Source organism: Streptomyces sp. x-80 (genome assembly GCF_046549095.1).
In the GTDB taxonomy this organism is placed as follows: domain Bacteria; phylum Actinomycetota; class Actinomycetes; order Streptomycetales; family Streptomycetaceae; genus Streptomyces; species Streptomyces celluloflavus.
Window position 1 is genome coordinate 543,380 of record NZ_JAJPWM010000003.1, and the last position, 24,186, is coordinate 567,565.

The window sequence follows — 24,186 nt, forward strand, 5'->3', positions numbered from 1 at the left end:
CCGGGGCCGGCTGCGGCGGCTACTCCCAGCGGAAGAAGCGGGCCGCCGCGCCCAGGCCCGCCACCGCCCAGACCGCGAGGATGCCGAGGTCGGACCAGGGGACGCCGGCGCCGTGCTGGAGAACGGCACGCAGCCCGTCGGAGAGCGCGGTGATCGGCAGCAGCCCGAGCACCGCCTGGGCCGCCTCGGGGAACTTCGCCAGCGGGACGATCACGCCGCCGCCCACCAGGAGCAGCAGGAAGACCAGGTTGGCGGCGGCCAGGGTCGCCTCGGCCCTGAGCGTGCCGGCCATCAGCAGGCCCAGACCGGAGAACGCGGCGGTGCCCAGGACCAGCAGCCCCGCCACGGCGGCCGGATTGCCCTGCGGGGACCAGCCCAGTGCCAGGGCGACGGCGGTCAGCAGCGCGATCTGGAGGACCTCGGTGACCAGCACCGCGCAGGTCTTCGCCGTCATCAGCCCCCAGCGCGGCAGCGGCGAGGCGGCGAGCCGCTTGAGCACGCCGTAGCGCCGCTCGAAACCGGTGGCGATGGCCTGGCCGGTGAAGGCGGTGGACAGCACGGCGAGCGCCAGGATGCCGGGCGCGAGGAAGTCGACGGACCGGCCGGCGCCGGTGTCGATGATGTCGACGGCGGAGAACAGCACCAGCAGCAGCGTCGGGATGATGACGGTCAGCAGCAGCTGCTCGCCGTTGCGCAGCAGCATCCTGGTCTCCAGGGCCGCCTGCGCGCGGATCATCCGGGGCAGCGGGGCCGCACCGGGCCGCGGGGTGAACGTGCCGGTCGCGGTCATGCGCGCAGCTCCTTGCCGGTCAGCTCCAGGAAGACGTCCTCCAGGGTGTGCCGTTCGACGGCTATGGCGTCGGGCATGACGCCGTGCTGCGCGCACCAGGAGGCGACGGTGGCGAGGAGTTGTGGGCCGACCTTGCCGTCGACGCGGTAGGTGCCGGGGGTCAGCTCGGTGGCGGCGCTGTCCGCGGGCAGCGCCTTGAGGAGCGAGGTGACGTCCAGGCCGGGGCGGCCGGTGAAGCGCAGGGTGTTCTCCGCGCCGCCCCGGCACAGCTCCTCCGGGGTGCCCCGGGCGATGACCCGGCCGCCGTCGATGATCGCGACATCGTCGGCGAGCTGCTCGGCCTCGTCCATGAAGTGGGTGGTCAGCACGGTGCTGACACCGTCCTGCCGCAGTTCCCGCACGAGCTCCCAGGTGGCGCGCCGGGCCTGCGGGTCGAGGCCGGCGGTCGGTTCGTCCAGGAAGACCAGTTCGGGGCGGCCGACGACGGCCATCGCCAGCGCGAGCCGCTGCTGCTGCCCGCCGGACAGCCGCCGGTACGCGGTCCGGCCGCAGCTGCCCAGCCCCAGCCGCTCGATGAGGAGGTCCACATCGACCGGGTGGGCGTGCAGGCTGGCGGTGTGCCGGAGCATCTCGTCGGCGCGGGCGCCCGGGTAGACGCCGCCGGATTGCAGCATCACGCCGATCCGGGGCCGCAGTGCCGCGGCGTCGGCCACCGGGTCCAGGCCCAGCACGCGGACGGTGCCGGCGTCCGGACGGCGGTAGCCCTCGCAGATCTCGACGGTGGTGGTCTTGCCGGCGCCGTTCGGGCCGAGCACGGCGGTGACGGCACCGCGCGCGACGGTGAGGTCGAGCCCGTCCACGGCGGTCTTGGTCCCGTATCGCTTGACCAGGCCGACGACCTCGACGGCAGGCTCGGTTCGCATGCCGGGCAGTCTACGGAGAGCTGCCCCGTTTGCATTAATGGGGGCTTAGGTCCTTTCGGATTCCCGCCTCTCGGCCTTTGACAGGGGGCCCTTGGCGGGACGGCGCGGCCGGTTGCGGCGCCTAGCGTGGACGGCGTGATCAGCATCGCCGAAAACCTTGAGGAAACGTCCCGGCAGGCGGCCCACAAGGCGGCCGACCTGCGGCGGGTGCCGCGCTATTTCGTCTCCGCGATGCTGGCGGGGGCGTTCATCGGGGTCGGTGAGGTGCTGCTGGTGGTGGCCGTCTCGCCGTTCGTCGCGGAGCACTCGGCGGCGACCAGGCTCCTGGAGGGCGCGGTCTTCCCGGTGGCCCTGACCCTGGTGATGTTCGCCGGGGCGCAGCTGTTCACCAGCAACGTGATGATCATGCTCGTCGGCGCGCTCTCCGGCCGGACCGGGATCAAGGACCTGGCGGGCAGCTGGGTGCTCTCCCTGGCGGGCAATCTCGCGGGGACGCTGGCCTTCGCCGCGATGGTGCACGCCTCGGGCGTCACCGCCACGCCGTCCGCCCGTGCGATGCTCGCCGAGCTGGTGGCCGGGAAGAACGCGCTGGCCGGCGGGCAGCTGTTCTGGCGCGCGGTGCTCTGCAACATGCTGGTCTGCCTGGCCGTCTGGATGTTCTCGCGGGCCACCGGCGACGGGGCCAGGACGCTGGTGCTCTGGCTGCCGGTCGCGGTCTTCGTGGCGGTCGGCTTCGAGCACTGTGTCGCCAATATGGCGGTGTACGGCCTCGCGCTCTTCGACGGTGTCGCGGACGGCGCCGATCTGCTGCGGAACCTGGCGTACACGGTCCCGGGCAACATCGTCGGCGGCGGGCTGCTGGTGGGCGCCACGTACTGGTTCACCGGCGGTGCGCGGCGGGTCCGCCCCGCCGGCGGGGGCCGGCGGGCGGCGGTGGACGAGGCGGCCGCCACGGTGGCGCAGACCCCGGAGCGCACCGGAATTAGGTAACCCTAAGTGACTGAAGCCACCCACCGGTGATCCGGGCGAGGGTTGTGCCGTTCCGCGGAATTACGCAACAATGGTGTTGTGAAATACGCGAGCGAGGATCAGAGAGGGCCCGCGGCCGAGCAGACCGCCGGGCCCCGGTCTCCCGCGCCCGAGCGGAGCGGACGGGCCGCGCACCCCACGCCCTCCGCACACGAAGAGCACGAGGGCACCCGTAACAAGGTCGCCCGCTCCATCCTCGACCACGGTCCGTCCACCGCGGCCGAGCTCGCGCTGCGCCTGGAGCTGACCCAGGCGGCCGTCCGCCGGCATCTGGACGCGCTGGCCGCCGAGGGCGTCGTGGAACCCCGCGAGCAGCGGGTCTACGGAGCGCGTACCCGCGGCCGCCCGGCCAAGGTCTTCGCCCTCACCGACTGCGGCCGGGACGCCTTCGACCAGTCCTACGACCAGCTGGCCACCGACGCGCTGCGCTGGATCGCGCAGACCGCCGGCGGCGGCGAGATGGGCGAGGCGGCGGTCGCCGCGTTCGCCCGCGCGCGCCTCGCCGCGCAGGCCGAGGGCTACCGCCAGGCGGTCGAGAGGGCCGAGCCGGCGGCCCGCGCCAAGGCCCTTGCCGAGGCATTGACCGCGGACGGGTACGCTGCTACGGCGCGCAGCGCGCCCAATTCCCAGCTCGGTGAACAGCTCTGCCAGCACCACTGCCCGGTCGCCCATGTCGCCGAGCAGTTCCCGCAGCTGTGCGAGGCGGAGACCGAGGTCTTCTCCCGCCTGCTGGGAACGCACGTACAGCGTCTTGCCACGATCGCCCACGGCGACGGGGTGTGCACGACCTTCATCCCGAAGGCCGGCCACGCCGCCCCGAAGGCGGGCAAGGCCGCTCATCGCACCACCACCAAGACCACCACCGCATCTGCACGCACGGCCGGGAGGAAACCCGCATGACGCTCCCTACGGAGACTGCCCACCCCGAGCTTGAGGGACTGGGCAAGTACGAATACGGCTGGGCCGACTCCGACGTGGCCGGCGCTTCCGCCAAGCGAGGTCTGTCCGAGGCCGTCGTCCGCGACATCTCCGGCAAGAAGAGCGAGCCGGAGTGGATGCTCAAGCTCCGGCTCAAGGGTCTGAAGCTGTTCGACAAGAAGCCCATGCCCAACTGGGGTTCGGACCTGTCGGGCATCGACTTCGACAACATCAAGTACTTCGTCCGCTCCACGGAGCAGCAGGCCGCCTCCTGGGAGGACCTGCCCGAGGACATCAAGAACACCTACGACAAGCTCGGCATCCCCGAGGCGGAGAAGCAGCGCCTGGTCGCCGGTGTCGCCGCGCAGTACGAGTCCGAGGTCGTCTACCACCAGATCCGCGAGGACCTGGAGGAGCAGGGCGTCATCTTCCTGGACACCGACACCGCGCTCAAGGAGCACCCGGAACTCTTCCAGGAGTACTTCGGCACCGTCATCCCGGTCGGCGACAACAAGTTCGCGTCGCTGAACACCGCGGTGTGGTCCGGCGGGTCCTTCATCTACGTCCCCAAGGGTGTCCACGTCGACATCCCGCTCCAGGCGTACTTCCGGATCAACACCGAGAACATGGGCCAGTTCGAGCGGACGCTGATCATCGTCGACGAGGACGCCTACGTCCACTACGTCGAGGGCTGCACGGCCCCGATCTACAAGTCGGACTCGCTGCACTCCGCGGTCGTCGAGATCATCGTGAAGAAGGGCGGCCGCTGCCGCTACACGACGATCCAGAACTGGTCGAACAACGTCTACAACCTGGTCACCAAGCGCGCCGTCGCCTACGAGGGCGCGACCATGGAGTGGGTCGACGGCAACCTCGGCTCCAAGGTGACGATGAAGTACCCCGCGGTCTACCTCATGGGCGAGCACGCCAAGGGCGAGACCCTGTCCATCGCCTTCGCGGGCGAGGGCCAGCACCAGGACGCCGGCTCCAAGATGGTCCACATGGCGCCGAACACCTCCTCCAACATCGTCTCCAAGTCGGTGGCGCGAGGCGGCGGCCGCACCTCCTACCGCGGTCTCGTCGAGATCGGCGAGGGTGCCGCGGGCTCCAAGTCCAACGTGCTGTGCGACGCCCTGCTGGTGGACACCATCTCCCGCTCGGACACCTACCCGTACGTCGACGTCCGCGAGGACGACGTGTCGATGGGCCACGAGGCGACCGTCTCCAAGGTCAGCGAGGACCAGCTCTTCTACCTGATGGCGCGCGGTCTGACGGAGTTCGAGGCCATGGCGATGATCGTGCGCGGTTTCGTCGAGCCGATCGCCCGTGAGCTGCCCATGGAGTACGCGCTGGAGCTGAACCGGCTGATCGAGCTGCAAATGGAAGGCTCGGTCGGCTGACGGCCGCGGTACACCCCACACCGACGCGGCGGCCGTCCCCCGGGAGGGCCGAGGAACGTAACCAGAAAGTGAGCACGACGACAGCCATGGCTGAGGCTCAGAACATCCCGGCGGGTGCCACCACCGCCGGCTCCATCGCGGTGGCCGCGGAGTCCACCGTCGCCACCCGGATGAGCGCCCCGCCGTCCTATGACGTGGCGGACTTCCCCGTGCCGCACGGCCGCGAGGAGGAGTGGCGCTTCACGCCCCTCGCGCGCCTGCGGGGCCTGCACGACGGCAGCGCCGTCGCCGGTGGTGCCGACCTGAAGATCGACATCACCGCGCCCGAGGGCGTCACCCACGAGCTGGTCGACCGCGCGGACCCGCGGGTCGGCAAGGCCGGCAAGCCCGTGGACCGGGTCGCCGCCCAGGCGTACAGCTCCTTCGAGAAGGCGTCGGTCCTCACGGTGCCCAAGGAGACCGTGCTCGCCGAGCCGATCCGCATCGCCGTGCACGGCGAGGGCGGCACCGCCTTCGGCCACCAGGTCATCGAGCTGGGCGCGTTCGCCGAGGCGGTCGTCGTCATCGACCACACCGGCGACGCCGTGCTGGCCGCCAACGTCGACTACCTCCTCGGTGACGGCGCCAAGCTGACCGTCGTCTCCGTCCAGGACTGGGACGACCAGGCCGTGCACGTCGGCCAGCACAACGCACTGGTCGGCCGGGACGCCACCTTCAAGTCCGTGGTCGTCACCTTCGGCGGCGACCTCGTCCGGCTGCACCCGCGCGTCACCTACGCGGGCCCCGGCGGTGAGGCCGAGCTGTACGGCCTGTACTTCACCGAGGAGGGCCAGCACCAGGAGCACCGCCTCTTCGCCGACCACGCGGCGCCCAACTGCCGCTCCAACGTCGTCTACAAGGGCGCGCTCCAGGGCCAGGACGCGCACGCCGTCTGGATCGGTGACGTCCTGATCCAGGCGTCCGCCACCGGCACGGACACCTACGAGCTCAACCGCAACCTCGTCCTCACCGACGGCGCGCGGGTCGACTCGGTCCCCAACCTGGAGATCGAGACCGGCGAGATCGTCGGCGCCGGCCACGCCTCGGCGACCGGCCGCTTCGACGACGAGCAGCTCTTCTACCTCATGGCCCGCGGCATCCCGGCCGACGAGGCCCGCCGGCTGGTCGTCCGCGGCTTCTTCGCCGAGCTGGTCCAGCAGATCGGTCTCCCGGACGTCGAAGAGCGTCTGATGAGCAAGATCGAGGCCGAGCTGGAAGCGTCCGCGGCATGACGTACGTACGCGCAGCGGCGCTCAGCGAGCTGGAGGAGGACACCCCCAAGCGGGTGGAGATCGACGGCACGCCGATATCCCTGGTCCGTACCGAGGGCGAGGTGTTCGCGATCAACGACATCTGCTCGCATGCGAACGTCTCCCTCTCGGAGGGCGAGGTCGAGGACTGCTCGATCGAGTGCTGGCTGCACGGATCGAGTTTCGACCTGCGCACCGGCAAGCCGTCGGGTCTTCCCGCGACGCGCCCCGTTCCCGTATACCCCGTCAAGATCGAAGGAGACGGCCCAGACGCAACTGTGCTCGTCTCCATCACCCAGGAGTCCTGAGTTCCCCATGGCAACGCTTGAGATCCACGACCTGCACGTCTCCGTCGAGGCCGAGAACGGCCCGCGCGAGATCCTGAAGGGCGTCGACCTGACCGTGAAGCAGGGCGAGACGCACGCCATCATGGGCCCCAACGGCTCCGGCAAGTCGACTCTCGCCTACTCGCTGGCGGGTCACCCCAAGTACACGGTCACCGGCGGCACCGTCACCCTCGACGGCGAGGACGTCCTGGAGATGTCCGTCGACGAGCGCGCCCGTGCCGGTGTCTTCCTCGCCATGCAGTACCCGGTCGAGGTCCCCGGTGTCTCGGTCTCCAACTTCCTGCGGACGTCCGCGACGGCGATCCGCGGCGAGGCCCCCAAGCTGCGGCTGTGGGTCAAGGAGGTCAAGGAGGCCATGGAGCGGCTCTCCATGGACCCCGCCTTCGCCGAGCGCAACGTCAACGAGGGCTTCTCCGGCGGCGAGAAGAAGCGCCACGAGATCCTCCAGCTGGAGCTGCTCAAGCCGAAGATCGCGATCCTCGACGAGACCGACTCCGGTCTGGACGTCGACGCGCTGCGCACCGTCTCCGAGGGCGTCAACCGCGTCCGCGAGACCGGTGAGGTCGGCACCCTGCTGATCACCCACTACACGCGCATCCTGCGCTACATCAAGCCCGACCAGGTCCATGTGTTCGCGAACGGCCGCATCGCCGAGTCCGGCGGCGCCGAGCTCGCCGACAAGCTTGAGGCCGAGGGCTACGAGGAGTACACGAAGGGTGGCGTAACCGCGTGACACGGCTGCCGGGCCTCCTCGACACAGAGGCGATCCGTAAGGACTTCCCCATCCTGGATCGTGTGGTCCACGACGGGAAGAAGATGATCTACCTGGACAGTGCGGCGACTTCGCAGAAGCCGCGCCAGGTCATCGACGCACTCAGCGAGTACTACGAGCAGCACAACGCCAACGTCCACCGTGGCGTGCACGTGCTCGCCGAGGAGGCCACGGCGCTGTACGAAGGCGCCCGCGACAAGGTCGCCGCCTTCATCAACGCGCCGAGCCGCGACGAGGTGATCTTCACCAAGAACGCCTCGGAGTCGCTCAACCTCGTGGCCAACATGCTCGGCTGGGCCGATGAGCCCTACCGGGTGGACCGTGAGACCGACATCGTCATCACGGAGATGGAGCACCACTCCAACATCGTCCCGTGGCAGCTGCTCTCGCAGCGCACCGGGGCGAAGCTGAAGTGGTTCGGCCTGACCGACGACGGCCGGCTCGATCTGTCCAACATCGACGAGATCATCACGGACCGGACCAAGGTGGTCTCGTTCACCCTGGTCTCCAACCTGATGGGCACGATCAACCCGGTCGAGGCGATCATCCGGCGCGCCCAGCAGGTCGGCGCGCTGGTCGTCATCGACGCCTCGCAGGCCGCCCCGCACATGGTGCTGGACGTGCAGGCGTTGCAGGCCGACTTCGTGGCCTTCACCGGCCACAAGATGTGCGGCCCGACCGGTATCGGCGTCCTCTGGGGCCGCCAGGAGCTGCTGGAGGACCTCCCGCCGTTCCTCGGTGGCGGCGAGATGATCGAGACCGTGTCGATGCACTCCTCGACGTACGCCCCCGCGCCGCACAAGTTCGAGGCCGGTACGCCCCCGATCGCCCAGGCCGTCGGCCTCGGCGCGGCCGTGGACTACCTCGCCGCGATCGGCATGGACAAGATCGCCGCGCATGAGCACGCGATCACCGAATATGCCGTCAAGCGGCTGCTGGACGTCCCCGACCTGCGCATCATCGGCCCCAGCACGGCCGAGGACCGCGGTGCGACGATCTCCTTCACGCTCGGCGACATCCACCCGCACGACGTCGGCCAGGTCCTGGACGAACAGGGCATCGCGGTCCGGGTCGGCCACCACTGCGCGCGGCCGGTCTGCCTCCGCTACGGAATTCCTGCGACCACACGAGCGTCCTTCTATCTGTACTCCACCCCCGCCGAGGTCGACGCCCTGGTGGCGGGCCTGGAGCACGTCCGCAACTTTTTCGGTTAACCACGCACAGCGGATGAGGATGAGGACTGACTGAGCCGTGAAGCTGGATTCCATGTACCAGGACGTCATCCTGGACCACTACAAGCACCCGCACGGGCGCGGTCTTCGGGACGGCGACGCCGAGGTGCACCATGTCAACCCCACGTGCGGTGACGAGATCACCCTGCGCGTGCGGCTCGACGGCGCCACCATTGAGGATGTGTCCTACGAGGGCCAGGGCTGCTCCATCAGCCAGGCCAGCGCATCGGTGCTCAACGAGCTCCTGGTCGGCAAGCAGCTCGGGGACGCGCAGAAGATCCAGGAGACCTTCCTGGCGCTGATGCAGTCCAAGGGCCAGGTGGAGCCGGACGACGAGATGGAGGAGGTGCTGGAGGACGCGGTCGCGTTCGCCGGTGTCTCGAAGTACCCGGCGCGAGTGAAGTGCGCGCTGCTCAGCTGGATGGCCTGGAAGGACGCCACGGCCAAGGCCCTCTCCGAGGAGGCGAAGACCGCATGACCGACACCCCCGACACCCTCACGACCACCAAGCCGGCCTCGGAGGAAGAGGTCCGCGAGGCGCTGTACGACGTCGTCGACCCCGAGCTGGGCATCGATGTCGTCAACCTGGGCCTGATCTACGGCATCCATGTCGACGACGCCAATATCGCCACCATCGACATGACGCTGACCTCCGCGGCCTGTCCGCTGACCGACGTCATCGAGGACCAGGCGAAGTCCGCGACGGACGGCCTCGTCAGCGAGCTGAAGATCAACTGGGTCTGGATGCCCCCGTGGGGCCCCGACAAGATCACCGACGACGGCCGTGAGCAGCTTCGCGCGCTGGGCTTCAACGTCTGACCGGTCTCCCTCGCACCGCGAAACGGCCGTATCCGCTGGTCACCCACCGGCGGGTACGGCCGTTTCGCGGTGCCGGAGCACCGTCGGCCCCGCGGCGCCCGGTCGCCCGCCCGTTCTTGTGTACGGGTGTACGTAACGCTGCGTACACTCGTACACATGGTCTATGTGACGCTGGCCGGCGCGATCCTGTCCGAGATCCTCGCCACCACGGCGATGAAATACAGCGAGGGCTTCAGCAAGCTGTGGCCTTCCCTGGGGACCGTCGCCGGATACCTGATCGCCTTCGCGCTGCTGTCGCAGACGCTCAAGTCGATGAGCGTCGGCACCGCGTACGCCATCTGGTCGGGCGCCGGCACGGCCGTGATCGCGGTGATCGGCATGGTGTTCCTGGGGGAGACCGCGAGCGCGCTGAAGATCCTCGGGGTGCTGCTGGTCATCGCCGGTGTCGTGACGCTGAATCTGGGCGGTGCGCACTGATGGCGCGGCGCTACGACCCGGACCGGCGGCAGCGGATCATCGACGCGGCGATCGCGGTGGTGGCGGAGCGCGGGATCGCCGCCCTCAGCCACCGGGCGGTGGCCGCCGCAGCGGATGTGCCGCTGGGCTCCACGACGTACCACTTCGCGACGCTGGACGAGCTGCTGGTCGCCGCGCTGCGGCAGGTCAACCGCGGCTGGCTGACGGGTTTCGCGCGCTGGGTGGACGGCATCGACACGGCGGCGCCGCTGGCCGACGAGGTCATCCGGCTCGTCGAGGAGACCCTCGCCGGTGACCGCTCGCGGGTGGTGCTGGAGTACGAGCTGTATCTGGCGGCGCTGCGGCACGAGGCCGTGCGTCCGATCGCCGCCGACTGCCTGGACGAGATGGTGCGGCTGCTGGGCCGGCGCACCGGTGATCTGCCGACCGCGCGGGCCGTGGTGGCGTTCGCCGACGGGCTGCTCATCCAGCATCTGCTCACCGGACGGCCCTTCGACCGCGCCACGGTGCGCGCCGGGCTGGACGGGGTGCCGGCCTGAGCCCGCCGCCGGGCGACGGGCCGGGCGGGCAGGGCGGACCGCGGGGGCCGGGCCCGGTCGCTGAGACCGGTTCGCCTCCGCGGGCACCCTCCGGTTAGGTTTTCGGCATGACCGATGCTGCTACTCCCCGTACTCCCCGTGCCACCGGCGCCGTCGCCGCCGGGCTCGCCACCGTCACCCCCGACGGCACCGTTCTCGACACCTGGTTCCCGGCGCCCGAGCTGGTCGCCGAGCCCGGACCCGCCGGGACCGAGCGGCTGACCGGCGAGCGCGCCGCCGAACTGCTGGGCGCCGCCGCGCCGCAGGCGACCGGCCCCGATCCGGTCCGCGGTGTCGAGGTCGTGGCCGTCCGTACGGTCATCGCCTCGCTGGACGACAAGCCGCTGGACGCACACGACGCGTATCTGCGCCTGCACCTGCTCAGCCACCGGCTGGTCAAGCCGCACGGGCAGAACCTGGACGGCCTCTTCGGGCTGCTGGCGAACGTCGCCTGGACCTCGCTCGGCCCGGTGGCCGTCGGCCGGCTGGAGACGGTGCGGCTGAACGCCCGCGCCGCCGGGCGGCACCTCCAGGTCACCAGCATCGACAAGTTCCCGCGGATGACCGACTATGTCGCGCCCGGCGGGGTGCGGATCGCGGACGCCGACCGGGTACGCCTCGGCGCCCACCTCGCGGCCGGTACCACCGTCATGCACGAGGGCTTCGTCAACTTCAACGCCGGGACGCTGGGCACCTCCATGATCGAGGGCCGGATCAGCGCGGGGGTCCTCATCGGCGACGGCTCCGACATCGGCGGCGGCGCCTCCACCATGGGCACCCTGTCGGGCGGCGGCAAGCAGATCATCTCCATCGGCGAGCGCTGCCTGCTCGGCGCCGAGTCGGGCATCGGCATCGCGCTCGGCGACGAGTGCGTCGTCGAGGCCGGCCTCTACGTGACCGCGGGCACCCGCGTCACGCTGCCCGACGGCCAGATCGTCAAGGCGCTGGAGCTCTCCGGCGCCGACAACATCCTCTTCCGCCGCAACTCCACCACCGGCACCGTCGAGGCCCGGCCGAACAAGGCGGTCTGGGGCGGCCTCAACGAGATTCTGCACAGCCACAACTGACACCGTGCCGCTCCGGGCGGCAGCCGCGGCCCGGTGGGGGAGATCCGCCGGGCCGCGGTGCCGTCTACGCTCTGCCCATGCGTGATCTTGTAACGGGGATGCGGTACCTGGGCCGGGGCCAGCGCTGGGTCGCCCGGCACCGCCGGTGGTGGGGCTTCGGACTGCTCCCGGCGCTGATCACCCTGGTGCTGTACGCCGCGGCGTTCGCCGTCCTCGTGTTCCGGGCCGATGCCGTCGCCGCCTGGGCGACGCCGTTCGCCGACGGCTGGGGCGCCCCCTGGCCGGCTCTGCTGCGCGGCCTGTTCGTGGCACTGCTGTGCGCGGGCGGGCTGCTGCTGGCCGTCCTCACCTTCACCGCCGTGACCCTGCTGGTCGGCGAGCCCTTCTACGAGTCGTTGTCGGAGCGGGTCGAGGAGTCCGCGGGCCACTGCCCGCCGGGCCCGGACCTGCCGCTCTGGCGGGAGCTGTGGGTCGCACTGCGGGACGGTGTCCATGTGCTGCTGCGGGCCGCCGGTTTCGGCCTCCTCATGTTCGCCCTGGGGTTCGTCCCGTTCCTCGGGCAGACAGTCGTCCCGGTGATCGGCTGCTGCGTCTCCGGCTTCTTCCTCGCCGTCGAGCTGACCTCGGTGGCGATGCAGCGCCGGGACATCCCGGTACGTGCCCGGCTGCGGCTGCTGCGCGGCCGCACGGCGCTCGCCGTCGGCTTCGGCACGCCGCTCGTGCTGCTCTTCCTCGTCCCGTTCGCGGCGGTGGTGCTGATGCCGGGCGCGGTGGCCGGCGCCACGCTGCTCGTACGGGACCTGGCACCCGGCGAGGCGGAACCGTCGTCGCCGGACCGGGAGGGGCGGGGCCGGGACCACGGCGGCCCCGGCCCGGACGGGAGCGGTACGGGCCCGGACGTCCGCGCCGGGGGGCGGGTCCCGGCCGGGGCCTGACCGGGGCCGCCGCGGCGGCCCCTCCGTCGGACCGCGGCCGCCCGTCTCACGGCCGGATGCGCAGTACCTGCGGATCGTGGTCGCTGGCCTGGTCGGCGTACTCGGCGTTGATGTGCACGATGTCGTAGTCGGGGCGGGTGAGGTGGCGGCTGGTGAGCATGTGGTCCAGGACCTGCGAGTTGCCGTTGTAGACGTAGCCGTAGCGCTCGGCGAGCGGCAGCCGGTCGACGAGATCGGTCAGCACACCGCCCTGGGTCAGGGTCTTCAGGGCCGGTGAGAACTGGTAGTCGTTGAGGTCCCCGGCGACCACCACATCGGCCTTCGGGTCGGTGGCCAGCAGGCTCTTGACGAAGGTGTTCACCAGCCGGGCCTGCGCGGTCCGCTGGGTCTCGGAGGTCCGGGCCGGCGGCTGGAAGCGGCTGTCCAGCCCCTGGTCACCGCCCTTGGAGTTGAAGTGGTCGGCGACCACGAACACCCGGCTGCCGGGACGGTTCCGGAACGAGAACTGGCCGACCAGCGGCTTGCGGCTGTCGCGCCACGCCGGATCACCGGGCGCGATCCGGCCCGGGGACGCGGAGAGCGTGGCCTTGCCGTGGTCGGCGAGCACCCGCACCGGAGTGGTGGCATCGCCGCCCGCGATGTCCGTGAACGCGACCCGGTCCGGGTTGAAGAGGAACGCGACCCGGATGTTGCCGCCCGGCTGGCCGCCGTCCTGGCCGTCCACCGGGTCGATCTGCCGCCACTCGTACGCCGGGCCGCCGGCCGCCTTGACGGCGTCGGTGAGCTTCCGGAGGGTGACCCCGGCGGAGACGACGCCGTCATCCGTGGGGCCGTCGTCGTCCTGGACCTCCTCCAGCGCCACCACATCGGGGGCCGCCAGCCGCCGCACCAGCGCCGACGCCAGCCGGTCGAACTTGGCCTGCGGGGTCTTGGGGGAGAGGTTCTCGACGTTGTACGTGGCCACCGCCAGCTCGTCGGCCTGCTGCTTGCGGGTGGTCTCGGGGGCCGGGCCGCGGCCGGTGACGGTGCCCAGTCGGGTGGCCTGGATCGTGTAGCCGCCGTAGTTGTCGTAGTCCAGCGGCCCGGTGGTGGTGCCGGTCAGCCGCTGGCCGACATCGGCCACCGGGAACGGCTGCCGGCCGGCGGTGCCGAGCCCCGCTGCCGGCGGCGGGATCAGCGACGTCACCTTGATCCGGCCCGGGTTGGGGTCCCCGTAGGAGCTGTAGAGCGTGCCGCCGCGGGCCGTGCGGTGATGGTCCGGCTGCGCGGTGACCCACAGCTCCCGGTGGGTGTTGGTCGGGCCGACGACCGGGGGTCGGTGACCGAGACGCGCATGCCCTCCAGGGACTCGAAGCGGTCCAGCGCGTACGAGCGGGGGCGCAGCGGCAGCGACTCGATGCTCCCGCCGCCCGCCGAGGGGGCGTAACGGGCCGGTATCGAGGCCGCGTTGAGCTTGACGGGGGCCGGCAGCGGGACGCCGGAGGCCAGGACGTCCCAGTCGGCGCCGGTGAGCTCGGTGACGGACTGGAGGCCGGCGTCCTTGCCGCCCGGGTAGTACTCGGTGACCTTCCCGGTGACCGTGACCGAGTCCCCGACCGCGACGTCCGGCGTCTCCTTGCCGGTGAAGACGAAGATGGCCTCGCTGGTCGCCGGGTCGTCGTCCGGGTGCGGGTCCTGCACCCAGAAACCGCGCGCCGAACCGAACGCCCGGATCGCGGTGACGGTGCCGGGCACCCCCGTGACACGCTCCCCGGCGAGCGGGGAGATACGGGTGGTGCCCTGGATGTCATGGATGCGGACGCCCGAGGCGGCGGCGGGCTGCGGGGCGGTGAGCAGTCCGGTGGCGAGAGCGGCGCAGGTCACCGCGGTGACGGCGGCGGAGCTGCGGAGCGGACGACGGGACGGCATGAATGCCTCCGGGGGAGAGGGCGGGACGAGGAGCGGACGGGCGGGCTGCGGGCAGCGCCGTACGCGGCGCGGAACGGTGCTTTCTACGCGCGTCAATCTCTTGTGTGGCCACGGGAGTTGTCAAGGTGCGCCGGGCGACCGGTGAGGGGCGGGCGGGTGAACCGCCCGGGACGCGGAGAATTCCGTCTACGCTTGGGCGTCGCACGAGTCCGTAGTCCGTTCGAGGAGCTGAGCCCCAGATGTCCGCAGACCGTCCGACCCTGCCGCCGGTGCGGCTGCACTCCGAAGCGGAGCTGGCCCGGGACGCGCTCAGCGCGCCGCTGATGGCGCGGGCCGCGAAGCTCGCCCGCTGGGCCGAGCGCGGCGTCCCGGTCGGTGTCGGCGGCGAGATCCTCCAGGAGTCGCTGGGCGCGGCCACCGAGCACCTCGGCCTGGCCGCCGACGAGGACGGCCCCGGGTACGCCGCCGAGGCATGGCAGCTGGCGGTCGACACCGGCCTGGTGGAGATCGAGGAGAGCGCCGACGCGGACGGCACGGCGGGCGCCGCACTCCTGGACGATGCCGCGGTCGGCACCGCCACCCCCGGCGAGGAGCTCGCCCTGCTCACCTCCGGCAGCCCGCGGGACATCCTCGACATCTGGCTCGGCGGCATGGAGACCGTGCTCGCCGACGCGGTCGCCCCCGACCTTGCCGATATCGCCGACCAGCTCGCCGACGGCGGCGAACTGGACCTGGACGCGATCGACTGGAACCCGGAGGAGGAGGCCGAGCTGCTGGAGGGCATCCTCGGCAACCTCTACCTGCTCACCGCCCTGAACGAGAGCCCCGACCAGGACGTACCGCTGCCCGCGCTGGCCGCGTCGATGATCGTGCCGGACGATATGGACGAGCCCACCGACGACATCCTCGAAGAGGTCTCCGAGGCGATGATGCGCCTGGACGACCAGTTCCGGTTGCTGGAGCCGATCGGCCTGGTCGCCTACACCCCCGTCGACGAGGCGCTCATCGAGGAGCTGGACGAGGACGGCGAGACGGTACGCGCCGCCGAGCCGCTGGACGACGAGGACGTCTCCCGCTACGGCCTGGTCCGCCTCACCCCGCTCGGCATCTACGCGGTACGCGCCCGCATGCAGGACGCCGGCGTGTACGCCCCGGCCGTCGGCGACCTCGCGGACAAGGGCGCCGATGTCCTTCTGGAGGCGCTGCCCGACTACCCCGAGGCGCTCGCCCAGGCCGAGTCCGAACAGTGGCTGGCGGCCCGTACGCCCGTGGACGCCGCCCGGGACCTGCTCGCGGCCGCCCGGGGCGACGACGCGCACGCCCCGCTGCGCCGGCTCGCCGCCCAGCAGGCGCTGTCCCTGGTCGCCCGGGACGCGGAGCCCGCGCTGCGCGAGGTGCTGGACGACCGGCAGCTCGGCGGTCTGGCCCGGGTCTGGCTCGCCGAGCGTGCCGTGCCCGGTATCCCCGAGCCCTCCCAGGACATGATCTTCTGGCTGACGGTGGACACCATCGCGGCGCAGCTGGACACCGAGGACGAGGAGGCGACGGCCGAGCTGCACGAGCTGGTGCGGAGCCTCACGGACCAGCACAGCGGGTTCTTCGAGACCGCCTGGCGGGTGGACCACCCGGCCACCGCCGACGTCCTGGAGGCCATGGGCCGGCTGCACCCGGACAAGAAGGCCGCCAAGGAGGCCCGTAAGGCCGCCTTCAAGGCGCGCTCCCGGCAGGCGGGCTGATCGCGGGCTGCCCGGCGCGGCCGGCGGCGGGGTGACACCTGGCGCGGGAGCCGCAGGGAAGTGCGGTCCGGCGGGCGGTGCGGGCAGGCGGCGCGCACCGCCCGCCGCGCCGTGCCGAGACGGCGGGCGCGGCGGCCGGGATCACCGGCCGCGGTCGGCGGCAGCGGTGGCCGTGGCGGCGGTGGCCGTGATGACGTAGTAGTCCAGCAGGCCCGAGGTGTACGCCGTCAGAAACCGGCGTGGCCACGCGTCGCGGAACTGTGGCTGCTGGGACATATAGCGGTCGTAGCCCGCCCAGACGCCGTCCCCGATCGCCGTCACCCGGACGTCCCGCAGACCGGCCCCGGTGAGCGTCGCGGCGGCGTCGTCGATCACATGCGGGACGTCCAGACCGTCGGCGTACGTGGGCAGCAGCTCGGGCAGGGCGCGGGCGGCGGCACGGTCACGGGCGAAGAACGTCGTCAGCGCCAGCCGGCCGTCCGGGCGCAGCAGCCGCGCCGCCTCCCGGGCGAAACCGGTCAGTTCGCGGAAGTGCTGGGCGGCCTCGACCGAGTAGAGGAAGTCGGTGCCGGCGTCCGGCAGCGGGACGCGGTCGGCCGTACCGCGGACGAAGTCCAGCCGGGGGGACGGGGTGCGGTCGCCGGGCGCCGGTTCGCCGGTGGGCGGCCCGAGCAGCACCGCGTTGGCACGGCGGGCGCGGGCGATCTGGTCCGGGTGGGCGTCCAGGCCGGTGACCGACCCGAATCCGAACTCGCGCAGCGCCAGCGCACAGCCCAGCCCCCGGCCACAGCCGACCTCCAGCGCGGTGCGCCCCGCCGGGCGGTCGAAGGTGCCGAGTACCAGACGGTAGAGATCCTGCTCGCTGCGGATACGGTCGGCCTCGGTCAGCGGCCGGTCCGCCGTACCGGGCAGCCGCGCCCAGTAGCCGAAGTTGATGAAGCCGCCGGCGAACACGGGGACGGTGCTGAGGTCGGACGCGCCGTACGCCTGCGCGACGCGCGGGGGGAGGCCCGGGGGCGCCGGCGGGTCCTGGCGGTCCGGGTGGCCGGGGGCACCGGCCGGGGACGGTCGCTGCGTCATCACACACTCCTCGTGCGTGCTGTGGGGCGGCCTGCCGCGGGGTGTCCCGCGGCGGGTGCCCCACGGTGGGGTGGCCTGGTGGACGGGCGGGTGACGGGTGGAATCCTGGGCGCGCGCGCGGACGTTGAAGCAGAGGTGAGCTCGACGATACGGACGACACGATTCTCGATCCTGGACCGCTCCCGCACCAGAGAGGGGCATCCGGAGGGGGCCGCGCTGCGTGACACGGTGGCCCTGGCCCGGCGCGCGGAGCGGCTCGGCTACCACCGCTTCTGGGTGTCCGAGCACCACAGCGTGCCCGGGGTCGCCGGCTCCGCGCCCACCGTGCTCGCCGCGGCGGTGGCCGCGGCGACGTCCACGATCCGGGTCGGCACCGGCGGGGTGATGCTGCCCAACCACCGGCCGCTGGTGGTCGCCGAGCAGTTCGGGGTGCTGGAGTCGCTCTTCCCCGGCCGGATCGACATGGGGCTCGGCCGGTCGGTGGGGTTCACCGACGGCATCCGCCGGGCACTGGGCACCGAGAAGGACGCCGTCGGGGACTTCGGCGACCGACTCGCCGAACTGCTGGGCTACTTCACGGGCACTCAGACGGCCCATCCGCAGGTGCACGCCCGGCCCGCCGAGGGGCTGCGGGTGCCCGCCTTCGTCCTGGCCACCGGCGCGGGCGCGCAGCTCGCCGCGGCGGCCGGGCTGGCCCTGGTCATCGGTGATCTGCGCGGCCGGGACCGGATGCTCGACGCGATCGACGGCTACCGCGCGGCGTTCCGGCCCTCGGCGTTCTGGGACCGGCCGTATGTCGTCGTCTCCGGGACGGTCGCGGTGGCCGGGACGGCCGAGGAGGCGCGGCGGCTGCTGATGCCGGAGGCCCGGTCGCTGGCGTACTCCCGTACCCACGGGGTCTTCCCGGCGCTGCGGCCGGCGGGGACGGGGGAGGAGATGTCCGCCCGGGAGCGGGGGTTCTACGAGGAGGCGCTGCGCGGCCATGTCCATGGCACGGAGGACGAGGTGGGCGCGGCCCTCGGCGCCCTGATCGCACGCAGCGGGGCGGACGAGGTGCTGGTGACCACCAGTACCTACGACCGGGCGGCGCTGGTGGAGTCGTACGAGCGGCTGGCCCGGGTGGTGGGGCTCGGGGCGGACGGGTGCCGCTGAGCGCCGTGCCGTCCGCGGGGGCGCGTGACCGGGGGCGGGCCGGCGCCGCCCCGGGGGCACTGGCCCTGCCCCCGGCCGCCCGGTGCCGCCCCGGCTCCGGTGGTACGCCCCCTCCCGGGCCGTGCGGGTGACCGCGGGCCGGTGGGGGAGGAGCGGTGGAGCCGGGTGTACGGCGGCCGGTTCAGAGCGCCTGGGCCGCCGGCTTGATCATGCCGCGGACCGTACGCGAGTCGACGAATTCGCCCATGGCCGTCATCTCCCACTCGCCGGAGAACTGCCGGATGAGCTTGGCCATCATCACGCCCGTGCGTTTCTCCGAGCCGGTGAGGTCGAATCGGACCAGCTCTTCGCCCGTCCGGGCGTCCGTCAGCCGGCAGTACGCCTTGGCGACCTCGGAGAACTTCTGGCCCGAGAAGGAATTCACCGTGAAGACCAGGCCGGTCACCTCCGGCGGCAGTCCGCCGAGGTGGACGGTGATGACCTCGTCGTCGCCCGAGCCCTCGCCGGTGAGGTTGTCGCCGGAGTGCTGGATGGCGCCGTTGAGGATCGACAGCTTGCCGAAGAAGCAGTTGTCGACCTTCTTGCGGTCCGGGCCGTAGGCGATGACGGAGGCGTCCAGGTCGATGCTCTTGCCGCGGTACGCGGGCTCCCAGCCGAGGCCCATCTTGACGGAGGTGAGCAGCGGCTGACCGTTCTTGACCAGCGACACCGTCTGGTTCTTCTGGAGGCTGACCCGGCCCTTGTCCAGATTGATCCGGCCGGCGCCCGGCGCGGGCGGGGCCGGGGGTGCGGCGGCCTGCGGCGGGGCGATCGGCGCGGGGGCTCCGGTGGGCGGTCCCCACTGGTCCGCGGGCGCCGCGGCGGGGGGTGCCGGAGGGGCCTGCGGTGCGGCGGGGGCGGGCACCATGGCAGGTGCGGCAGGTGCGGCAGGTGCGGCGGGTTCTTCGACGCTGACACCGAAGTCGGTGGCGATACCGGCGAGGCCGTCGGCGTACCCCTGCCCGACAGCGCGGACCTTCCAGACGCCGTTGCGGCGGTAGAGCTCGACGACCACCAGCGCGGTCTCCGCGCCGAGTTGCGGCGGGGTGAACGAGGCGAGGACGCTGCCGTTGTCGGCGTCGCGGACCGTGCCGGTCGGTTCGGTGCCGGCGAACGTCGCACCGGCCGCGTCCAGGCTCGCGGTGACGACGACCTTCTCGATGCCGGCGGGCACCGCGGCGGTGTCCACCGTGATGGTGTCGCCCCCGCCGCCGGCCGCGGCGGTGTGCGTCACTCCGGGGCCGTGGGGCTGGTTGTAGAAGACGAAGTCGTCGTCGGAGCGCACCTTGCCGTCGGCGGTGAGCAGCAGTCCCGACACGTCCAGCCGCACGGGGGCGGTGACATCCACCGCCACCCGCGCGGCGGTGAGCGGGAGGTTCGAGCCAGGAGTCATAGCGGTCATACCAGCAGTAACGAGCGGTTCGGCTTTGCGGTTCCATTACCCGAGCCCTTTACCGCGCCCCTTGTCGCGTTCCTGATACGCGTTCCTGGTCCGGCGTTTCCTGCCTGGACAAGGGGACCGTCCTGCGTGGCCCCGCGGTCAGCGGCGGGAGTTGCCGAACAGCAGCCGGTAGGCGATCAACAGGACCAGGGCCCCGGCGATTGCGGCGATCCACATCGACGGATCGTAGAAGTCCCGGGGGATCGGGCGGTGCAGGATCTTGGTGGAGAGCCAGCCGCCGATGAACGAACCGACGATGCCGATGAGTGTGGTGCCGACGATCCCGCCCGGGTCGCGCCCCGGCAGCAGGACCTTGGCGATGATGCCCGCGATCAGGCCCAGTACGAGCCAGCTGACGATGCCCATGATGCGATTCCTCGTTCCCGCGTGGTGATGCGCTCCGCCGTGCCGCGCCGTGCGGCGTTGCCGTGGCGCCCCGCGGCGGAGCTGTGTTCCCAGACAAGGACGCGAGGGAGCGGCGGCAAGTTCCGTGCGGTGGCGGATCGGCCAGGTGAGCGAGCGGCGATGCCGCGCCGCGTGGCCGGTCGGCCCGCGGCGGGGGTGGCCCGGGTGACCGGCCCTGGCCCGGGTGCCCTGCCCTGGCCTGGATACGGAGACCGGGCGGGGGCGCGCCGGGCGGGCCCGGGAGGTGTGCCGCGCCCGGCCGCCGACAGCCGGGCAGGCCACGGACGGCCGGTGACGGGCGGGCGGCGAGGGACGAGGGGCGGGGGACGGGGAAGACGGGGAGCGCGGGGCGGGCGGCGGCCGCCCGGTCAGTACGGCCAGCGGGGCGGATCGGTGCAGAACGCGCCCCCGAGGTGGGCGTGTTCGGGGTTCTCGGGGTCGAGTTCGCCCTGGGCGGCGATGAGTTCGGCGGCGTACGGCTCGGAGTCGTCCTGGGGTGCGTAGCCGAGCGCGCGGGCGGTCGTCAGGTCCCACCACAGACGGGTGTTGGCGGACGAGGCGTAGGCGACGGTGTGGCCGACGCCCTCGGCGGTGAGCGCCGCGTGCAGCAGCCGCGCGCAGTCCGCCGGGCTCATCCAGATCGACAGCATCCGGACGGTCGTCGGCCGGGGGAAGCAGGAGCCGATGCGCAGCGAGACGGTCTCGATGCCGTGCAGGTCCCAGTAGAGCGAGGCGAGATCCTCGCCGAACCCTTTGGACAGGCCGTAATAGGTGTCGGGGCGACGCGGGGTGCCGATACCGATCGCGCCGGAGCCGTCCGCGGGGCGCGGGGTGAAGCCGACGGCGTGGTTGGAGGAGGCGAAGACGATCCGGCGTACGCCCTCTTCGCGCGCCGCCTCGTAGAGGTGGTAGGTGCCCTCGATGTTGGCCCGCAGGATCTGCTCGAACGGCGCTTCCAGGGAGATGCCCGCGAAATGAATGATCGCGTCGACGCCGCGTACCGCCTCGCGTACCGCCCCCCGGTCCGCCAGATCGGCGGTGATCGCCTCCGGTTCTCCGTCGACGGGCCGCTGGTCGAAGAGGCGCAGCCGGTATCCGTAGGGCGGGAGCAGTTCGCGCATCAGGGTGCCGAGCCCGCCGGCGGCGCCGGTGAGCAGGACGGTGCGGGGTGCGGTCATGGGCGGGTACTCCTCGGGCTGAGCTGCGAGGCCGTATGCGCGGACGGCATTCAGGGATGTGGACACGGTAGGGAGCGGTATCGCGGCCGGTCAAGACAGTGGACGGACTCGTCAAATCCGCTTGCGGGGCGGTCGTTTCGGACCCTTGACCGGCGCGGGAGGGCTGCTCTAGCGTGGCCGCGTTCAGAAATATGGACGCTGATCAGAGACATGCACATGCATGCCAGGGAGAGCCCGTGACCTCAGACTCGCCGCTCGCCGGTCGCCTCGACGGACTGCTGTTCTTCCCCGTGACCGCGTACACGCCGGACGGCGCCGTGGACCTGGCGGCCTTCCGCGCCCATGTGCGCGGCGGGATCGACGCGGGCGCGGCCGCCGTGTTCGCCTGCTGCGGCACCGGCGAATTCCACGCGCTCACCCCCGAGGAGTTCGCCGACTGCGTCGCCGCCGCCGTCGAGGAGGCCGCGGGCCGGGTCCCGGTGATCGCCGGTGCGGGCTACGGCACCGCGCTCGCCCTCCGGTTCGCCCGCCTCGCCCACGAAGCGGGCGCCGACGGGCTGCTCGCCATGCCGCCCTACCTCGTCGCCGCCGGCCAGCGAGGACTGCTGCGGCACTACACCGCACTCGCCGCCGCCACACCCCTCCCCGTCATCGTCTACCAGCGCGACAACGCCGTCTTCGCACCGGCCACCGTCGTCGCGCTGGCCAGGACCCCCGGCATCATCGGCCTCAAGGACGGGCTGGGCGATCTGGACCTGCTCCAGCGCATCATCAGCGCCGTCCGTACCGAGGCCGCCGACGCGGACTTCCTCTACTTCAACGGTCTGCCCACCGCCGAACTCACCGGCCCCGCCTACTTCGGCCTGGGCGTCCGCCGCTACTCCTCCGCCGTCTTCGCCTTCGCCCCCGAGATCGCCCTCGCCTTCCACCGGGCGCTGACCACCGGCGACCAGGACACCGTCGCCCGGCTGCTGGACGGCTTCTACCGGCCGCTGGTCGAACTGCGCAACCAGGGCCACGGCTACGCCGTATCGCTGGTCAAGGCGGGCGTGCGGCTGCGCGGCACGGACGTCGGCGAGGTCCGGCCGCCGCTGAGCGAACCGGACCCGGCGCATGTCGAGGAGCTCGCCGCGCTGATCGACCGCGGACTCGCGCTGGTCGCGGGCGCACCGGGGGCCCGCGCCTGATGCGTACCGCCGCCTTCCTCTATCCCTGGGACGTCGTCGGCGACCCGGACGCCGCCCGGCGCCTCGCCGGTCTCGGCGTGCAGCAGGTCACCCTGGCCTCGTCGTACCACTCGACCCGCGCTCTTACCCCCCGTCACCCCCGCCACCGCATCGTCACCGCCCGGCACGCCGCCGTCCTCTACCCGCCGGACGCCACGCGCTGGGCGGGCCGGACGCTGCGGCCGTACCCGCAGGACTGGGTGGCCGGTGCGGACCCCTTCGGCGAGGCCGCGCGGGCGCTGGCCGACGCCGGTCTGGAGGTGCACACCTGGGTCGTACTGGCCCACAACTCCCGTATGGGCGCGGAACATCCGGCCATCGCCGTCCACAACGCCTACGGTGATCCGTATCCCTGGGCGCCGTGTATCGCCCGCCCCGAGGTGCGCGACTACCTCGTCACCCTCGCCGCCGAGGCGGCCGTGCGGCCGGGCGCCCGCGGCGCCGAGCTGGAGTCCTGCGGCTGGTACGGACTGGCGCATCCGCACGCCCACGACAAGACCGGCCAGCTGCCGCTCTCCGGCGCCGCGCAGTATCTGATGTCGCTGTGCTTCTGCCCGGTCTGCTCGGCCGGGTACACCGGACTCGGCGTGCCCGCGGCGGAGTTGCGGGGCGCGGTGGTACGGGCCCTGGAACCGGTGTGGGCGGGCGCCCCGGCCGCCCCGGCCGCCCCGGCCGACCGGGCGGGCGAGCGGGCGGAGATCGGGGCGCTGCTCGGCGCCGACCTCGCCGGGGTGGCGCACGCCTGGCGCGAGGGGGCCGCGCGCACCCTTCAGCGCGCGGCCGTCCGCGCCGTACGGGACGCCGCCGCGGGGGAGTTCCGGGTGCTGCTGCACGCCGACCCCGCCGCGCACCGCTGCGGCGCCAACGCCGGTGTGGACCCGGCGGATGTCCTCGCGCACGCCGACGGTGTGGTCGTCCCGTGCACCGGCGACGACGCGGCCCGTGCGGACGCGCTCGGGCCGTTCGCGGACCGGCCGGCCGGCGCCACCGTCGCCGCCAACCTCACCGTCGTCTCCGGGATGGGCGGCCGCCCCGGCGCCCTCGCCGCCGACGCCGCGCACGCCGCCTCGCTGGGCGCCGGTGAACTGCGGCTCTACCACGCGGGACTGGCGAGCGACCGCGACCTGGCGGCCGTACGGACCGCTCTTGGCGCCCTCAGGGAGCCGGCGCCGGAGCGGGCCGTGCGCTGAGGGCCGCCCGCGGACGTGCCCGGCGGCCCGGCTCTTCCCCCGGCAGGGACCGGGCCGTCCGCCTCGTGGCTCCGTTGATTTCCAGGGACAGCGTCCATCGACGGTCTTTGTCCTTCGACAGCGAAGTTAGGCCGTGTCCTACATGGTGAGCTTGAGTAGTCGCTTGTAGCAGCAGAGGGCGGCTGCCAGTCCGAGAAAGGCCAGGTAGTTGCCTGGTCTCCGTTCGTAGCGGTGGTTGAGGCGCCGATATCCGGT

At 72.3% G+C, this 24,186-nt stretch carries 23 protein-coding genes and 2 pseudogenes; 17 read left to right on the forward strand and 8 right to left on the reverse strand.

Features of this window, described 5'->3' with window-relative positions; all coding sequences use genetic code 11:
• Nucleotides 1-19: 19 nt before the first annotated feature.
• Together ACLJWH_RS07900 and ACLJWH_RS07905 are read right to left on the reverse strand one after the other, a co-directional pair.
• On the reverse strand, nt 20-790 hold the full coding sequence (locus tag ACLJWH_RS07900; RefSeq protein ID WP_411140855.1) for an ABC transporter permease: 771 nt from the start codon (nt 788-790) through the stop codon (nt 20-22).
• Nucleotides 787-1,713 carry an ABC transporter ATP-binding protein gene (locus ACLJWH_RS07905; RefSeq protein ID WP_411140856.1) on the reverse strand — a complete coding sequence of 309 codons (927 nt, stop codon included), beginning with the start codon at nt 1,711-1,713 and terminating at the stop codon, nt 787-789. Before ACLJWH_RS07905 ends, ACLJWH_RS07900 begins: the two co-directional genes overlap by 4 nt.
• Nucleotides 1,714-1,848: 135 nt before the next feature.
• On the opposite strand from ACLJWH_RS07905, the gene ACLJWH_RS07910 reads away from it, so the two are divergent.
• The 13 genes from ACLJWH_RS07910 to ACLJWH_RS07970 all read left to right on the forward strand — a co-directional run bounded on the left by ACLJWH_RS07910 (nt 1,849) and on the right by ACLJWH_RS07970 (nt 12,576).
• Nucleotides 1,849-2,703: a formate/nitrite transporter family protein gene (locus ACLJWH_RS07910; RefSeq protein ID WP_411140857.1), complete on the forward strand. Its 855-nt coding sequence runs from the start codon at nt 1,849-1,851 to the stop codon at nt 2,701-2,703.
• Nucleotides 2,704-2,781: 78 nt separating this feature from the next.
• A complete protein-coding gene (locus tag ACLJWH_RS07915; protein ID WP_411140858.1) occupies nt 2,782-3,642 on the forward strand; it encodes a helix-turn-helix transcriptional regulator in 861 nt (286 codons plus the stop codon).
• Nucleotides 3,639-5,060, forward strand: coding sequence for a Fe-S cluster assembly protein SufB (gene sufB / locus ACLJWH_RS07920; RefSeq protein WP_052854640.1), 1,422 nt, complete (start codon nt 3,639-3,641; stop codon nt 5,058-5,060). Before ACLJWH_RS07915 ends, sufB begins: the two co-directional genes overlap by 4 nt.
• An 86-nt stretch (nt 5,061-5,146) precedes the next feature.
• Entirely contained in the window at nt 5,147-6,331 is a 1,185-nt protein-coding gene (gene sufD, locus ACLJWH_RS07925; protein ID WP_411140859.1) for a Fe-S cluster assembly protein SufD, read from the forward strand.
• On the forward strand, nt 6,328-6,657 hold the full coding sequence (locus tag ACLJWH_RS07930; RefSeq protein WP_052854635.1) for a non-heme iron oxygenase ferredoxin subunit: 330 nt from the start codon (nt 6,328-6,330) through the stop codon (nt 6,655-6,657). Before sufD ends, ACLJWH_RS07930 begins: the two co-directional genes overlap by 4 nt.
• A 7-nt stretch (nt 6,658-6,664) precedes the next feature.
• On the forward strand, nt 6,665-7,429 hold the full coding sequence (sufC, locus tag ACLJWH_RS07935; protein ID WP_411140860.1) for a Fe-S cluster assembly ATPase SufC: 765 nt from the start codon (nt 6,665-6,667) through the stop codon (nt 7,427-7,429).
• A complete protein-coding gene (locus ACLJWH_RS07940) occupies nt 7,426-8,682 on the forward strand; it encodes a cysteine desulfurase (protein WP_411140861.1) in 1,257 nt (418 codons plus the stop codon). Before sufC ends, ACLJWH_RS07940 begins: the two co-directional genes overlap by 4 nt.
• Before the next feature lie 37 nt (nt 8,683-8,719).
• Entirely contained in the window at nt 8,720-9,178 is a 459-nt protein-coding gene (gene sufU / locus ACLJWH_RS07945) for a Fe-S cluster assembly sulfur transfer protein SufU (protein WP_411140862.1), read from the forward strand.
• Nucleotides 9,175-9,519, forward strand: a complete 345-nt coding sequence (locus ACLJWH_RS07950; RefSeq protein WP_381681205.1) for a metal-sulfur cluster assembly factor — start codon at nt 9,175-9,177, stop codon at nt 9,517-9,519. The genes sufU and ACLJWH_RS07950 overlap by 4 nt, the downstream gene beginning before the upstream one ends.
• A 156-nt stretch (nt 9,520-9,675) precedes the next feature.
• On the forward strand, nt 9,676-9,996 hold the full coding sequence (locus ACLJWH_RS07955) for a DMT family transporter (protein WP_411140863.1): 321 nt from the start codon (nt 9,676-9,678) through the stop codon (nt 9,994-9,996).
• Entirely contained in the window at nt 9,996-10,535 is a 540-nt protein-coding gene (locus tag ACLJWH_RS07960; protein ID WP_411140864.1) for a TetR/AcrR family transcriptional regulator, read from the forward strand. Before ACLJWH_RS07955 ends, ACLJWH_RS07960 begins: the two co-directional genes overlap by 1 nt.
• A 107-nt stretch (nt 10,536-10,642) precedes the next feature.
• Entirely contained in the window at nt 10,643-11,641 is a 999-nt protein-coding gene (gene dapD, locus ACLJWH_RS07965) for a 2,3,4,5-tetrahydropyridine-2,6-dicarboxylate N-succinyltransferase (protein ID WP_411140865.1), read from the forward strand.
• A 77-nt stretch (nt 11,642-11,718) separates the two neighbouring features.
• A complete protein-coding gene (locus ACLJWH_RS07970) occupies nt 11,719-12,576 on the forward strand; it encodes an EI24 domain-containing protein (protein ID WP_411140866.1) in 858 nt (285 codons plus the stop codon).
• 46 nt (nt 12,577-12,622) lie between these two features.
• On the opposite strand, the pseudogene ACLJWH_RS07975 reads toward ACLJWH_RS07970, so the two are convergent.
• Nucleotides 12,623-14,484 (reverse strand): annotated as a pseudogene (locus ACLJWH_RS07975) (endonuclease/exonuclease/phosphatase family protein).
• A 239-nt stretch (nt 14,485-14,723) separates the two neighbouring features.
• On the opposite strand from ACLJWH_RS07975, the gene ACLJWH_RS07980 reads away from it, so the two are divergent.
• Nucleotides 14,724-16,220 carry a hypothetical protein gene (locus ACLJWH_RS07980; protein WP_411140867.1) on the forward strand — a complete coding sequence of 499 codons (1,497 nt, stop codon included), beginning with the start codon at nt 14,724-14,726 and terminating at the stop codon, nt 16,218-16,220.
• A gap of 141 nt (nt 16,221-16,361) precedes the next feature.
• Here the strand turns inward: ACLJWH_RS07980 and ACLJWH_RS07985 are convergent, their stop codons facing one another.
• The gene (locus tag ACLJWH_RS07985; RefSeq protein WP_411140868.1) at nt 16,362-17,300 is read right to left on the reverse strand and encodes a class I SAM-dependent methyltransferase; all 939 of its coding nucleotides are present in this window, start codon (nt 17,298-17,300) and stop codon (nt 16,362-16,364) included.
• A 135-nt stretch (nt 17,301-17,435) separates the two neighbouring features.
• Here ACLJWH_RS07985 and ACLJWH_RS07990 point away from each other — a divergent pair, with 135 nt between their 5' ends.
• Nucleotides 17,436-18,452 carry an MsnO8 family LLM class oxidoreductase gene (locus ACLJWH_RS07990; protein ID WP_411140869.1) on the forward strand — a complete coding sequence of 339 codons (1,017 nt, stop codon included), beginning with the start codon at nt 17,436-17,438 and terminating at the stop codon, nt 18,450-18,452.
• 181 nt (nt 18,453-18,633) lie between these two features.
• Here the strand turns inward: ACLJWH_RS07990 and ACLJWH_RS07995 are convergent, their stop codons facing one another.
• The 3 genes from ACLJWH_RS07995 to ACLJWH_RS08005 all read right to left on the reverse strand — a co-directional run bounded on the left by ACLJWH_RS07995 (nt 18,634) and on the right by ACLJWH_RS08005 (nt 21,515).
• Nucleotides 18,634-19,884 carry a TerD family protein gene (locus tag ACLJWH_RS07995; RefSeq protein WP_411140901.1) on the reverse strand — a complete coding sequence of 417 codons (1,251 nt, stop codon included), beginning with the start codon at nt 19,882-19,884 and terminating at the stop codon, nt 18,634-18,636.
• Between the two features lie 147 nt (nt 19,885-20,031).
• Nucleotides 20,032-20,298, reverse strand: a complete 267-nt coding sequence (locus ACLJWH_RS08000; RefSeq protein ID WP_411140870.1) for a GlsB/YeaQ/YmgE family stress response membrane protein — start codon at nt 20,296-20,298, stop codon at nt 20,032-20,034.
• Between the two features lie 407 nt (nt 20,299-20,705).
• Entirely contained in the window at nt 20,706-21,515 is an 810-nt protein-coding gene (locus tag ACLJWH_RS08005) for an NAD-dependent epimerase/dehydratase family protein (protein WP_411140871.1), read from the reverse strand.
• A gap of 236 nt (nt 21,516-21,751) precedes the next feature.
• On the opposite strand from ACLJWH_RS08005, the gene ACLJWH_RS08010 reads away from it, so the two are divergent.
• Together ACLJWH_RS08010 and ACLJWH_RS08015 are read left to right on the forward strand one after the other, a co-directional pair.
• Nucleotides 21,752-22,702, forward strand: coding sequence for a 5-dehydro-4-deoxyglucarate dehydratase (locus ACLJWH_RS08010; protein WP_411140872.1), 951 nt, complete (start codon nt 21,752-21,754; stop codon nt 22,700-22,702).
• Nucleotides 22,702-23,931: a hypothetical protein gene (locus ACLJWH_RS08015; protein ID WP_411140873.1), complete on the forward strand. Its 1,230-nt coding sequence runs from the start codon at nt 22,702-22,704 to the stop codon at nt 23,929-23,931. Before ACLJWH_RS08010 ends, ACLJWH_RS08015 begins: the two co-directional genes overlap by 1 nt.
• A gap of 138 nt (nt 23,932-24,069) precedes the next feature.
• Here the strand turns inward: ACLJWH_RS08015 and ACLJWH_RS08020 are convergent.
• Nucleotides 24,070-24,186: pseudogene (locus ACLJWH_RS08020) on the reverse strand (IS5/IS1182 family transposase); the annotation flags it as partial.

Bases quoted from the DNA above. Each gene is read 5' to 3' on its own strand.
- ACLJWH_RS07900 (WP_411140855.1), bottom strand. From the start codon at position 790: ATGACCGCGACCGGCACGTTCACCCCGCGGCCCGGTGCGGCCCCGCTG.
- ACLJWH_RS07905 (WP_411140856.1), bottom strand. From the start codon at position 1,713: ATGCGAACCGAGCCTGCCGTCGAGGTCGTCGGCCTGGTCAAGCGATAC.
- sufB (WP_052854640.1), top strand. From the start codon at position 3,639: ATGACGCTCCCTACGGAGACTGCCCACCCCGAGCTTGAGGGACTGGGC.
- sufD (WP_411140859.1), top strand. From the start codon at position 5,147: ATGGCTGAGGCTCAGAACATCCCGGCGGGTGCCACCACCGCCGGCTCC.
- ACLJWH_RS07930 (WP_052854635.1), top strand. From the start codon at position 6,328: ATGACGTACGTACGCGCAGCGGCGCTCAGCGAGCTGGAGGAGGACACC.
- sufC (WP_411140860.1), top strand. From the start codon at position 6,665: ATGGCAACGCTTGAGATCCACGACCTGCACGTCTCCGTCGAGGCCGAG.
- ACLJWH_RS07950 (WP_381681205.1), top strand. From the start codon at position 9,175: ATGACCGACACCCCCGACACCCTCACGACCACCAAGCCGGCCTCGGAG.
- ACLJWH_RS07955 (WP_411140863.1), top strand. From the start codon at position 9,676: ATGGTCTATGTGACGCTGGCCGGCGCGATCCTGTCCGAGATCCTCGCC.
- ACLJWH_RS07960 (WP_411140864.1), top strand. From the start codon at position 9,996: ATGGCGCGGCGCTACGACCCGGACCGGCGGCAGCGGATCATCGACGCG.
- dapD (WP_411140865.1), top strand. From the start codon at position 10,643: ATGACCGATGCTGCTACTCCCCGTACTCCCCGTGCCACCGGCGCCGTC.
- ACLJWH_RS07970 (WP_411140866.1), top strand. From the start codon at position 11,719: ATGCGTGATCTTGTAACGGGGATGCGGTACCTGGGCCGGGGCCAGCGC.
- ACLJWH_RS07980 (WP_411140867.1), top strand. From the start codon at position 14,724: ATGTCCGCAGACCGTCCGACCCTGCCGCCGGTGCGGCTGCACTCCGAA.
- ACLJWH_RS07985 (WP_411140868.1), bottom strand. From the start codon at position 17,300: ATGACGCAGCGACCGTCCCCGGCCGGTGCCCCCGGCCACCCGGACCGC.
- ACLJWH_RS07995 (WP_411140901.1), bottom strand. From the start codon at position 19,884: ATGACTCCTGGCTCGAACCTCCCGCTCACCGCCGCGCGGGTGGCGGTG.
- ACLJWH_RS08000 (WP_411140870.1), bottom strand. From the start codon at position 20,298: ATGGGCATCGTCAGCTGGCTCGTACTGGGCCTGATCGCGGGCATCATC.
- ACLJWH_RS08005 (WP_411140871.1), bottom strand. From the start codon at position 21,515: ATGACCGCACCCCGCACCGTCCTGCTCACCGGCGCCGCCGGCGGGCTC.
- ACLJWH_RS08015 (WP_411140873.1), top strand. From the start codon at position 22,702: ATGCGTACCGCCGCCTTCCTCTATCCCTGGGACGTCGTCGGCGACCCG.